This window comes from Kitasatospora sp. NPDC101108, from assembly GCF_055584725.1.
Genome location: NZ_JBVJLM010000001.1, coordinates 654,764 through 666,287 on the forward strand (window position 1 = coordinate 654,764; position 11,524 = coordinate 666,287).

12 protein-coding genes are annotated in these 11,524 nt (G+C 72.4%); 9 read left to right on the forward strand and 3 right to left on the reverse strand.

Annotated elements, in window-relative coordinates:
* Nucleotides 1-2: 2 nt before the first annotated feature.
* The 7 genes from ACZ6Z8_RS02920 to ACZ6Z8_RS02950 all read left to right on the forward strand — a co-directional run bounded on the left by ACZ6Z8_RS02920 (nucleotide 3) and on the right by ACZ6Z8_RS02950 (nucleotide 7,030).
* The gene (locus tag ACZ6Z8_RS02920; protein ID WP_465605691.1) at nucleotides 3-734 is read left to right on the forward strand and encodes an SDR family oxidoreductase; all 732 of its coding nucleotides are present in this window, start codon (nucleotides 3-5) and stop codon (nucleotides 732-734) included.
* A 504-nt stretch (nucleotides 735-1,238) separates the two neighbouring features.
* Entirely contained in the window at nucleotides 1,239-2,918 is a 1,680-nt protein-coding gene (locus ACZ6Z8_RS02925; RefSeq protein WP_465605692.1) for a rhamnogalacturonan lyase B N-terminal domain-containing protein, read from the forward strand.
* A 601-nt stretch (nucleotides 2,919-3,519) separates the two neighbouring features.
* Nucleotides 3,520-3,756 (forward strand): hypothetical protein, encoded by a 237-nt coding sequence (locus tag ACZ6Z8_RS02930; protein WP_465605694.1) that lies wholly within the window; start codon nucleotides 3,520-3,522, stop codon nucleotides 3,754-3,756.
* Nucleotides 3,753-5,129, forward strand: a complete 1,377-nt coding sequence (locus ACZ6Z8_RS02935; RefSeq protein WP_465605696.1) for an NUDIX hydrolase — start codon at nucleotides 3,753-3,755, stop codon at nucleotides 5,127-5,129. Before ACZ6Z8_RS02930 ends, ACZ6Z8_RS02935 begins: the two co-directional genes overlap by 4 nt.
* On the forward strand, nucleotides 5,126-5,626 hold the full coding sequence (locus ACZ6Z8_RS02940; RefSeq protein WP_465605697.1) for an NUDIX hydrolase: 501 nt from the start codon (nucleotides 5,126-5,128) through the stop codon (nucleotides 5,624-5,626). Before ACZ6Z8_RS02935 ends, ACZ6Z8_RS02940 begins: the two co-directional genes overlap by 4 nt.
* Entirely contained in the window at nucleotides 5,623-6,510 is an 888-nt protein-coding gene (locus ACZ6Z8_RS02945) for a phosphotransferase family protein (protein WP_465605699.1), read from the forward strand. Before ACZ6Z8_RS02940 ends, ACZ6Z8_RS02945 begins: the two co-directional genes overlap by 4 nt.
* A 34-nt stretch (nucleotides 6,511-6,544) precedes the next feature.
* On the forward strand, nucleotides 6,545-7,030 hold the full coding sequence (locus ACZ6Z8_RS02950; protein WP_465605701.1) for an NUDIX domain-containing protein: 486 nt from the start codon (nucleotides 6,545-6,547) through the stop codon (nucleotides 7,028-7,030).
* Between the two features lie 661 nt (nucleotides 7,031-7,691).
* Here the strand turns inward: ACZ6Z8_RS02950 and ACZ6Z8_RS02955 are convergent.
* On the reverse strand, nucleotides 7,692-8,363 hold the full coding sequence (locus tag ACZ6Z8_RS02955) for a fasciclin domain-containing protein (RefSeq protein ID WP_465606319.1): 672 nt from the start codon (nucleotides 8,361-8,363) through the stop codon (nucleotides 7,692-7,694).
* Nucleotides 8,364-8,757: 394 nt separating this feature from the next.
* On the opposite strand from ACZ6Z8_RS02955, the gene ACZ6Z8_RS02960 reads away from it, so the two are divergent.
* Both ACZ6Z8_RS02960 and ACZ6Z8_RS02965 read left to right on the forward strand, forming a co-directional pair.
* Nucleotides 8,758-9,318 (forward strand): hemerythrin domain-containing protein, encoded by a 561-nt coding sequence (locus ACZ6Z8_RS02960; RefSeq protein WP_465605703.1) that lies wholly within the window; start codon nucleotides 8,758-8,760, stop codon nucleotides 9,316-9,318.
* A 192-nt stretch (nucleotides 9,319-9,510) separates the two neighbouring features.
* The gene (locus ACZ6Z8_RS02965) at nucleotides 9,511-10,017 is read left to right on the forward strand and encodes a hypothetical protein (RefSeq protein ID WP_465605705.1); all 507 of its coding nucleotides are present in this window, start codon (nucleotides 9,511-9,513) and stop codon (nucleotides 10,015-10,017) included.
* A 129-nt stretch (nucleotides 10,018-10,146) separates the two neighbouring features.
* Here the strand turns inward: ACZ6Z8_RS02965 and ACZ6Z8_RS02970 are convergent, their stop codons facing one another.
* Together ACZ6Z8_RS02970 and ACZ6Z8_RS02975 are read right to left on the reverse strand one after the other, a co-directional pair.
* Entirely contained in the window at nucleotides 10,147-10,890 is a 744-nt protein-coding gene (locus ACZ6Z8_RS02970; RefSeq protein ID WP_465605706.1) for an anti-sigma factor, read from the reverse strand.
* The gene (locus ACZ6Z8_RS02975) at nucleotides 10,887-11,471 is read right to left on the reverse strand and encodes a sigma-70 family RNA polymerase sigma factor (RefSeq protein WP_465605708.1); all 585 of its coding nucleotides are present in this window, start codon (nucleotides 11,469-11,471) and stop codon (nucleotides 10,887-10,889) included. Before ACZ6Z8_RS02975 ends, ACZ6Z8_RS02970 begins: the two co-directional genes overlap by 4 nt.
* Between the last annotated feature and the right edge of the window lie 53 nt (nucleotides 11,472-11,524).

The window sequence follows — 11,524 nt, forward strand, 5'->3', positions numbered from 1 at the left end:
GCATGACAGAAACCACAACTGCCCTGGTCACCGGTGCCAACAAGGGCATCGGGCGCGAGGTCGCAGCCCGGCTCGCCTCGCTCGGCACGAACGTCCTGCTGGCCTCGCGCGACCCGGACCGCGGTGCGGCAGCCGCAGCCGACCTGGGCCCGCGGGTGTACCCGGTCACCCTGGACGTCACCGACCGCGCCAGCGTCCTGTCCGCCGCCCGCTGGATCGAGGAGCGCTTTGGCCGGCTGGACATCCTGGTCAACAACGCCGGCATCTCTGGCGACCTCGCCGCCCAGAGCCCTGGCAGTGTCGAACTGGCCGCTGTACGCGAGGTGTTCGAGACCAACGTGTTCGGCGTGATCAGCGTGACCACCGCGATGCTGCCGCTGCTCGCCCGCTCCCACGCCGCCCGGATCGTCAATGTCAGCAGTGGACTGGGCTCCATCGCCCGGATGACCGATCCCGAGGACTACTTCACAACCCGGCCCCCGTTGGTCGCTTACATCCCGTCCAAGACCGCACTCAACTCGCTGACCGTGCAGTACGCCAAGGAACTGCGCAGCCGCAACATCCTGGTCAACGCCGCCGATCCGGGGCCGTGTGCGACCGACTTCACCACCGCGTTCCCCGGCCTCACCCGCACCGCGGCCGACGGCGCGGCCGTGGTCGTCCGGCTCGCCACGCTGCCCGATGACGGGCCGACCGGCGGCTTCTTCGACGAGCACGGCCCGGTCCCCTGGTGAGCTGCCTGTCAGGAAACCGAGGGACGGGGTGGTGGGGGTCAGCCCCCACGGGATGGGCGAGCCGGAGACCGCGCCGGCGCCCGACGGGCCTTCGGCGGCCGACTCTCCGTCGGCCACCGCTAACGCAACCCACCCGAGTTACACGGTTCATTGGACCCCGGCTCGGGAAAATTCTTCCGACGCGGGCAACCTTTCACCGCCGGGCGGCCACCAACAGGCAGAGCGCGGCGCCGCGTTCCGGGTTGCCCTGCCCTGGGTCGGGCCGCCCGCCGGTCCCGTCGAAAAGGAACTGTCGGACGTGAGCAGGCGAACCGGGCGTTTCACGCGCGGCGGTGTCGCGGTCCTCGGTGGTGCCTCCGGACCTGGAACAGCGGCCTCTCCCCCAGCGGCAGCCGCGTCACCGTCACCGCTCTGCCCACTGGCAGCGGCGCGGTGCCGACCTGGCCACCTTCCCCACCTACCCGAACCTGTGACAGCCGTCGACCGAAAAGGAAACATCGCAGCATGAGCAAGCATCGTCCAAGCCGCCGCCGCTTCCTGTCCCGGGCCGGAGCGGCGAGCATCGCCCTGGGCGGGGCGGCGGTCGGCGCCGGCCTGTCCGGCGCACAGGCCGCCACCACGGCGAGCGGCACGTTCGGCTACACCTACGACGGCCGCGAGTACACCGTGGACACCGGCGCCGACCTGGTCTTCCGGGTCAGCAGGAGCACCGGCGACCTGACCTCCCTGGTCTACCGGGGCGTCGAGTACCAGGGCTACAACGGGCAGAACTCCCAGGTCGAATCCGGCCTCGGCCCGTCCACGGTGAGCATCGCCCGGCACGGCCGGACCATCCTGATCAGCGTGGTCCACGGCACCCTGCGCCACTACTACGCCGCACGCCAGGGCGAGAACAACGTCTACCTGTGGACCGACAAGGCGGACGACTCGATCACCGTCACCCGCTACATCGTGCGCGTCCGCCCCGGCCTCTTCCCCAATGACAACCCCGACTCCTGGGACGCCACCCAGGACGTCCTCATCGAGGCCCAGGACGTGCGCCGCCGACCCGACGGCACCACCCGGTCCAAGCACTACTCCAACCAACGGGTCATCGACTACCGGTACGTGGGCTGGAGCAAGCCCGGCGTCGGCCTGTGGATGGTGCGAAGCAACCACGAGAAAGCGTCCGGCGGACCGTTCTACCGCTCCCTGATGCGCCACTCGTACGACAACGGCGCAGGCCTGTACGAGATCCTCTACTACGGCGAGAACCAGACCGAGCCGATGCGCTTCGGCCTCCAGGGGCCGTACGTGCTCGCCTTCACCGACGGCGGCGCACCCTCATCGGAGCTGTGGCACGACCGCATCGACACCTCCTGGGTGGACGGGCTCGGCCTGGACGGCTGGGTCGGCGACAGCAACCGCGGAGCCGTGGCCGGGGTGGGCATCTCGGGTCGCAACCCGGCCCTCGCCTACACCGTCGGGTTCGCCAACGACGACGCACAGTACTGGGCGACCGCCGAACCGGGCCGCGGCGCGTACATCGCCCGCCGGATGCTGCCCGGCGACTACACCTGGACGGTCTACCAGGGCGAACTCGCCGTCCGCACCGGCTCCGTGACCGTCGAGCCCGGCAGCACCACCGCCCTGCACACCATCGGCCTCACCCCCGCCGACGACCCGGGCCAGGCTCCGGCGATCTGGCGCATCGGCCGCTGGGACGGCACCCCGGCGGGCTTCCGCAACGCCGACCTGGTCACCCACGCACACCCCTCGGACGTGCGCGCCGAGCCGTGGACCGGCGACTTCACCGTGGGCCGATCCACGGACGCCGACTTCCCCGCCTACCAGTGGCGGGACGTCAACGACGGCCGGAAAGTCACCTTCGACCTGACGGCAGAGCAAGCCGCCCGACCGCGCACCCTCAACATCGGCATCACCACCGCCTACCTCAACGCCCGCCCCCGGATCCGGCTCAACGACTGGACCTCACCCGTCCTCCAACCCCACCCCGAACCGAGCACCCGCTCGCTCACGGTCGGCTCCTACCGCGGCAACAACCACACCTACGCCTTCACCGTCCCCGCCTCCGCCCTCCGGCCTGGCACCAACACGCTCACCATCACCGTCGTCTCCGGCAGCAGCGGCTCGCAATTCCTCAGCCCCGGTTTCGCCTACGACTGCGTCGAACTGCTCACCTGAGCCCGACACACCAGGCGGAGCCGCCCCAGCCACGGGCGGCTCCACCGGCTGCCTCCGCGCGCAACCGCGCCGCGGCCTGCCGCAGGCCCTGCGGCGTGATCGGCCACGGCCCCGACGGCACCGTGCTCGCCGACGGCACTCGCGCCCTCACCGCCGCCGGCCGCTGGAGCGAGGCCCTGCGCCACATCGAGGAACACCGCGGCATCGGCCGGTGCACCCTCGACGGCCGCCAGGTCGCCGTCCTCGCCCGCGCCACCACCGGAGAGCCTGGCCGTCTTCACCACCCGCCTCGCGCTGACCGCCCTCGACGCCGCCGACCCCGACACGCCCGCCGCCTGAAACCTCCTTGCCCACCTGACCAGCCGAACGGGTGAATCCGGCGACGGCTACGCGCTGCGCGACCTCCTCGCCCACGAGGGCGTCCGACGCCGTCTTGACCCGGTCCAGGGCGCGGTACTCGAACGGGCTCTCGCCGCCTGCGCACCGGGCTCCGCCGACCTGCCGGACGCCGTGCGCAGCCGGCTGGAGGAGGCGCCGGAGCACGCGCGCGGGGTGCTCGAAAAGTCCCCGTTCGACCCAGGCTCGCCCGGAGGGAATCCGCTTGAGCGCCGCGTTCGAACAGCACCATTATCAGTCACCTCCGCTCGCACGAACCCGTCCAACTCCGGTGCACGAGGGCACACTTGTAGCGACCTTCACCGAGGGCCGGCTTCGCGCGCTCGAACACCAGCCACGTCTGGAGGTCTTCGTGGACAACCCCACCGGCGCGCCGGCCGGGATCACCTCCCTCGTCCGGCCGACCGTGCCCGCCCGCAACTCCGGGGAGCCTGTTCAGTGATCGACTTCGACGTACTCACGGACCTCGCCGCACGCGAGGGCATCGAACGGATCGGCGTCGGCGTGGTGGTCCGGGACGCCTCGGGACGGGTCCTGATGATCCGCAGGTCCCCGCACGACGTCCCGGCGGGCCTGTGGGAGTACCCCGGCGGCGGCCGGGAGGTCGGCGAGGTGGTGCCCGCCTGCGCGGACCGCAAGCTGGCCGAAGAGACCGGGCTCACCGGCCTGCCGCTGGAGTACGCGCGGCATCTCGACTTCACCGACCAGCGCGGGCGGCGCGTGCGCCAGTTCGTCTTCACCACCGCCCTGCCGGACGGCACCGCAGTCGCCCTCTCCCGAGACCACGACGGCCACCAGTGGGCGCACCCGGACGCCCTGCCGCCGACCAGCGACGGGCAGCGCACGGTGATCGAATGGCTCACCCGACGCCTGAGCATCCCGGGCTGGCGGCCCGTCGGCGGCTACCTCACCACCATCGCCCGACCCAGCTCCTACGGCTGCTTCCTCGTTACCGACCCGCAGGGCCGCGTCCTCGGGATGCGCTCGACCATCAACCCGGCCGTGTGGAACTTCCCCGGCGGCAACATCGAGCACGGCGAAGCGCCCTTCACCACCGCCCTGCGCGAGGCCCACGAGGAGCTGGGTCTCGACCTCGCCGCCGAGAACCCCGACGTCATCGCCCGGCGGCGCCTGGTCGCCGTCATCCACGAGCAGGCCGGCACCGAGTACCCCGTGCCGGTCTGCGGCTACGTCTTCGACGGCGGCGTCCTCACGCCCGACCAGCAGGCCCGCATTCGGCTTGACCCCTCCGAGCACACCGAGTGGCGGTTCGAGACCGCCCACGACTGGCGACAGCTCATGGAACCCGCCCGCTACCGGCGGCTCCGGCAGGTGCTGCGCGCCCACCGCTCCGGCGTCCCCCTCTACCTGGAGCGCCCCACCCCGGCCGACGACGACTTCGAGGGCGTCCTCGTCTTCGTCACCGACCCCGCGGGCCGGCTGCTGATGCACCAGCGAGAAGACCGGCCAGACATGCCCTGGCCCGGCTACTGGACGCCGATCGGCGGCTGGCGCGAGGCCGACGAGAGCGCCGAGGAGACCGCAGTGCGCGAGGTCCGCGAGGAGGCCGGTATCGAGATCACCGGGCTGCGGCTCCTCCCCGACCCGCACGATGACCTCGGTCTGCCGCTCACCCGCGTTCTGCACGCCGTCTGGGACGGAGCCGAGAGCGACCTGCGGCTCGGTGACGAGGGCCTGGCCGTGCGCATGGTCCCCGTCGACGAAGTACTCGACCTCAAGGTCCCGCCCTACCTGCGGCACTACCTACCGATGCTCGCCGACGCGGCCGGCCTGCCCTCCGGGAGGACCGCGTGAATCCGCTCGACGACACCCGCCGCCCGGCCGCGCTCCCGTCCCGCCCGGCCGGGACGGAGCCGCCGACCCTGGTCGTCGGCGTCCACCTCGTCCTGCTCGACGACGGCACCGTGCTCCTCGGCCGGCGTCGCAACACCGCTTACGCGAACGGCCTGTGGCACTTGCCCGCCGGGCACATGGAGCCCGGCGAGACGGTCACCCGCTCGATGACGCGCGAGGCCGAGGAGGAGCTCGGCATCCTCATCGCCGAGGACGACCTCGCGCTCGTCCACACCCTGCACCACCTCGACGCCGACGACGGCCGCAGCCGCCTCCAGCTGTTCTTCCGGCCCACCCGCTACGACGGCCGGATCCGCAACGCCGAACCGCACAAGTGCGACGCGCTGCACTGGTGGCCGCTCGACGAGCTCCCGAGAAACACCGTGCCGTACACCGCCCACGCCCTCGGCGAGATCACCCGCGGCAACACCCTGTCCACCGTCGGCTGGCCCGTATGACCACGCCCCGCCTGCCCCAGGACGCCGACCGGCTGCTGCGCGAGACGACAGGTCGCTACGAGTTGCTCGACGTGCGCTCCCGCGACCGCGCCGGGCACCCGAGCGTCTGGGAGGTCGCCGACGAAGGCGGGCGCCGCCTGTTCGCCAAACGTCACAAGAACACGCTCATGCACGAACGGGAAACAGCCGCCTACCGGCTGCTCGCGCCGGCCCTCGGCGAAGGCCGCGCGCCGTCCCTGCTGGGCGCCGACGCCTCCTCGCTACTCGTCGTCACCACCGCCGTGCCCGGCACTCCGGTCATCAGCACCGCCCTCACCGCCGCCGAGCAGCGGGAGGTGTACCGGCAGGCCGGGCAGCTCCTGGCCGCCATCCACGCGCAGCCGACTACCGGAGCCCCCGTCGGCGAGTGCCTGCCCTGGGCCCAGGAACGCGCACGGGCCCTGGCCCGCGCCCGGGACGCCCGCCTTCCGGCCGAGGACATCGAGGTCCTGGCCGATGCCACCCGCACCGAACCCCCGCCCACCGCGATCGCCTACTGCCACGGCGACTTCGGCCCCCGGAACTGGATCGTCCACCGCGACGGCGACCGGCTGACGCTCGGGCTGATCGACTTCGAACGCAGCCACGTCGAAGCCCCCGCCCGGCGCGACCTGATGCGCGTCACCCTCCAGCTCACGCCCCACCGCCCTGACCTGCGTGGCGCGTTCACCGCCGGGTACGGCCGCGACCTCACCCCGCAGGAGCGGGCGGCGTGCCGGGCGTGGGCCGCAATCGACTGCCCCGCCGCCCTGCGCTGGGCCCTGGATCACCACCGGGACGAGGAGGTCATCGGCTACGCCCGCACCGTCCTCGACCTGCTGCGTGACCCGAACCCCGTCGCGTGAACGCCCCTACTCCCCCTACCGGTTGGAGCACACAATGCAGTCCCTGCGTCAGGCCGTCTGCGTCATCGTCCACGACAAGAGGGCGGGCAAGGTCGCCTGCGTCCACTACGCCAACGACTCCTGGTCCACGGTCCCCGCCTGGACCGTCCCCGGCGGCAAGGCGGAGGAGGGCGAACGCCTCGACGAGGCCGCCGCCCGCGAACTGCGCGAGGAGGCGGGCCTGGTCGTTGCCGCCGAGGAGCTGCGGCTGGTCCACACCATCCAGGTCAAGGCCGGCTGGGACGGCCAGGGCCCGTTCCTGCTCTCCGTCTTCGCCGCGACGTCCTGGCAGGGCGAGCTGGCGAACACCGAGCCGGACAAGCACCTCGCCGTCCTCTGGGCGGACGCCACGGCGCTGCCCACCCCCATGTTCCCCACCTCGCACGCCGCCCTCACCGCCTACCTCTCCGGCGACAGGCGTGGGTTCTCCACCTACGGCTGGGACGCCTCCGAGGACCTGCGCGCCCTGGTCGGAGCCTGAGATGCCCGGCCGCCACCGCCGCCCGCCCACCGGCGAACAGGCGGCGCTGCCCGCCGACGTCGACCTAGGGCGGCTCGCCATCACCCAGTGCCGCACCGCCTGCCCCAGAGCCGTAGGACGCGGCACACCTTCCTTCTTCGCGCTGCTATTAGCCATACCGGCGCCAGAACTGCACCTTCTGACCTGCGAGTCCTGGGCCAGCGTCCGCCGCGTCAAAACTTCTGACAGCACCGCCGGTTCTCTGTTCCGCTCATACTCGGCCAGCGCATTCATCCGACGGATGCCGGGTTCGTGCATGTGCTTGTGCTGGTCTCATTCGGCGTCCTTGGTAATCGGCGGGAGCGGGCACGGGACGACGCCGCCGAGCACGCACGCCCAGAAGGTCGGAAGGAACGTCCGCGGCCTGCACCTTCACCAGCTCGGCGACGTACTCCACCGCCTGCTGCGGGATCTGCCGGGGCTCAGTCCTGATCACCCGCCACCGTGCCTCGGACTGCCCGGTCCGGTCGGCCCGCTGGAAGGTGCAGGCCTCCGGCCCCACGCTGTCGACCCACCGGTCGACCGACGGCGCCGTCGAGTTCCTTCCGTTGATGCGCGGGGTGCGGTCCCCGGCCCCGGGGGGATGTCGGCCGGGGACCGCGGTCGATGACCTGACGCTAGGTCAGGAGGCGGGCATCAGGACGGTGTCGACGAGGTAGACGGTGGCGTTGGCGGTCCGGACGTTGCCGCACAGGACCTTTGCGGTGTTGTTGACGGTGAAGTCGGGGGTGGTGCCGGTGACGGTGAGGTTGTCGGTGGCCAGGGTCGTGTGGGCGCCGGTGAGGGTGGCGGGGTCCAGGCGCTGGGGGACGACGTGGTAGGTGAGGATCTTGGTGAGCTTGTCCCTGTCGGCGAGGACCGCGTCCAGGGTGGCCTTGGGGATCTTGTCGAAGGCGTCGTTGGTGGGGGCGAAGACGGTGATGTTCTGCGCGGAGTTGAGGGTGTCGACGAGGCCGGCCTGCTTGACGGCGGCGACCAGGGTCGACAGGAGGGGGTTGTTGGAGGCGGCGGTGGCGACCGGGTCCTTGGCCATGCCGGTGAAGGAGCCGGCGCCGTCCTTGGGTACGGCCGCGCAGGCGGTGCCGAACGCCTGGCCGGCCGTCGTCTGCCCCGCTGCCGGGGATTCCGTCGCGGAGCTGCCGGCCATGTCCGTGGCGGGCGCCGAGGCCCCGGCCGTGCCCTTGGCGGCATCGGACGCCTTCGCGCCTCCGCTGCTCCCGCATGCGGTCAGCGAAGCGACCAGCACGCCGGTGGCGAGGACGGCGGCGAAGGACGTGCGCACCGAACGGGTCATGTTCATCAGGTGATACTCCTGTGGCGGACGCCGGGCGGATCCCGGACGAGAGAAGGGGACCGAAACGGTCACGCGGGCCATTCGGTCTCCCGGCCCGACCGGATGGGTCTCGTTCCGCACTTCCCCAGATCGTGTGAACCGGGCCTTCCTGCTTGACGTTTCCAACCGACGTGCGGCGGTGGCCCGAGCTGATGCCTGGGCCTCCGGCTCACGACGCGATGGATCGACCGAGGTGACTCGGGCGGGTGCGCAGGTGCTGCGGTCTGCGCGGACGCGCCTCGTGCCCGCGTCCGATCGGATGAGACCCGCACCGCGCCAGGGCGCGGCCACGCCGGGCGGGGAAGCCCTTCGGAGCTGGGCGGGAAGGGCCCGCCCGCGGACGCGTGGAGACGACATGGGACACGGCGGAAACGTGATCGACGAGTTGACGACCGACCACCGGGAGGTGGAGGGGATGTTCGGTCGCATCCAGGCGATGACCGGTTCGGGACAGGAACTGCGGGACCTCGTGGACGAGGTCACCATCGAACTGGTGCGGCACTCGGTCGCCGAAGAGCAGTACCTCTACCCGGCGGTGCGCGAGCACGTCGAAGGCGGGCAGCGGCTCGCGGACAAGGAGATCGAGGACCACAACCGGGTGGAGAAGCTCCTCAAGCGACTGGAGAAGGTCCGGGCCGACGACCCCGAGATGACCTCGCTGCTGCGGCAGCTGATGGACGAGGTCTCCGCCCACGTCCGGGACGAGGAGGACAACCTCTTCCCCAGGCTGCGCCAGGCGTGTACGCCCGAGCAGCTGGACGACCTGGGGGACAAGATCCGCCGGGCCAAGGCCATGGCACCCACCCGCCCCCACCCGTCCACGCCGAGCACCCCGACGGCCAGCAAACTGCTCGCGCCGGGCGCAGGCCTGGTGGACCGGGCACGCGACCTCGCCACCGGCCGCGGCAAGTCCTGACCCGTTCCCGGTGGGCCCGGGGGTGCGGGTCCGGCAGGCGGCCTCCGCACCCTCCGGGCCGGACGTGACGGGCGTCATGCCGTCGCCGGGCCGAGCCCGCCTACACTGGCCGCCACGAGCGGAGCAGTGCGGCTTCGCGCCGTAACTCGCGGAACCCGGCCGGGCGAGCGAGCTTGCTCCGAGGAGGACACCGTGTCCGCCGATCTCGCCCCCGTCATAGCCGCCGGCACCCGCTGGCTCCTGACCGCCTTCCCGCCGGCACCCGGCGCGTTCAGCCGGGCCCTGGCCGAGGCGCAGGCGGGACAAGCCGTCACTCTGGCCGCCGTCCTGCGCTACCCGACCGACCTCGACGCGCAGCTGCTGCACCTCCTGGGCCCGGGCGGCAGTGCCCGACTGGACTGGCTCACCGGCGCTGAACACGAGCGCCTCGCCGAGGACGCCGCCTGGCGGACCTGGGTCGACGAGACCGTCGTCAGCTGGGCGGCCTGCCTGCTGGCCGACCCCGCCCTCGTCCCCCGTGCCCAGGCCGCCACGGTCCCCGGCGCGACCGGTGCCGTGACCCGCCTCCTGCAGCCCGGCGACCACGAGCACCAGGCGGCGCCCCTGCTGCGCCACCCCGACCTCCTTGAGCCGATCGCCGCGCTGCACCGGGCAATGCTGCTGCACCGGCTCCAGGAGGAGAACGTTCCTCTGCGGTAGACGGAACCCAGTTCGGCCGACCGGTGCGATGTCGCGTGTGTCGCGCACGCCGACTGACCGGCGCCCGCGCCGGGACCCCAAGATCCTTCGTCGTCACCTCGTCGTCGACCTGACGACGATCCGTTCGGCTCAGGTGAACGACAGCAGCATGAGCGGCGCGGTGGTGGGATGGTCGGAGCCGCCCGCGGGTTCGACGGTGACGCCGATGCCACCGGCGCCGTCCAGGGGCCCGGTCAGCAGCAGGACACCGTCGCCCGTCGGCAGCAGACCGGCCGGACGCATCGTCCCGGAGTCGTTGAACCACAGCTCGTAGGCGGTGCCGGCGGCGGGTGCCGGCATGCCGGAGGCCAGGAAACCTGCCTGACCGCGGCTGTGCGACCACACCACCGTGCCCACGCCGCTCCTTCCGGTGGCGGCCCCGGTGGCGGTCCGGGCGTCGGGCGCGGTGAGCAGGGCGGCGAAGCGGTCCTGCTGCTGCTGGAGCGCGGCGGCACGAGCCCGGGCCTGCCCCGCCTGCTGGGACTGCCGCACCGCCACGCCGCCGGCGCCGGCCGCCAGTGCCAGGCAAGCCGCCAGGGTGAGCTTCAACCAGCCCCTGGCGAACCGGCCGGTACGGCGTTCCGGAACGGGCGTGCTGCGCGGGGCCTCCTGGCGCAGCGTCGGCAGCGCGGTCATCACCCGGTCCTTGAGGGCCTGCGGAGGCGCGACGGCCTCGGCCGCGCCGAGCCGGGCCAGCGTCGCGGCGAACTCCGCGACCTCCTGGGAGCAGGCCGGGCAGGAGGCCAGGTGGAGTTCGAACTCGGCGCTCTCGTCGGGGTCGAGGGCGTGCGCGGCGTACGCACCGGTGAGGGTGTGCAGGTCGGCGGCGCTCATGCTCCCACCCCCAGGCAGTCGCGCAGGCGGATCAGTCCGTCGCGCATGCGGGTCTTGATCGTGCCCAGCGGTGCAGCGAGGACCTCGGCGACCTGGGGGTAGGTGTAACCGCGGTAGTACGCCAGTGTCAACGCCTCACGCTGGAGTTCGGTCAGCATCCTCATGCACCGCCGGACCTGTTCACGCTCCAGCCTGCCCTCGACCTGTTCGGCGACCTCATCGAACACCGGGGTGTGGGAGGCGGCAGCCGCGCGCTGGTCGCGGTCGGCCGCCGCCTGCGCGGAGCGGACCCGGTCCACCGCACGGCGGTGGGCGATGGTCAGCACCCAGGGCAGCACCTCGCCCCGCTCGGCCCGGTAGCGGGCGGCGGTGCGCCAGACCTCCAGCAGCACCTCCTGGGCGACCTCCTCGGACTGCGCCGGGTCCCGCAGGACCCGGCGGACCAGGCCGAGTACCGGGGCGGCGACCTCGTCGTAGAGCCGGGAGAAGGCGTCCTGGTCGCCACGGGCGACCCGGGCGAGGAGCTCCTTCAGGTCCGGGGCCGGCCGCCCCGGGCCTGACAGGTGGACGACGGCGCTCATCCGGCCACGCCTACGGTACGGCGGGCGGGCGGAGAGCCCAGCGGGCGGACGGC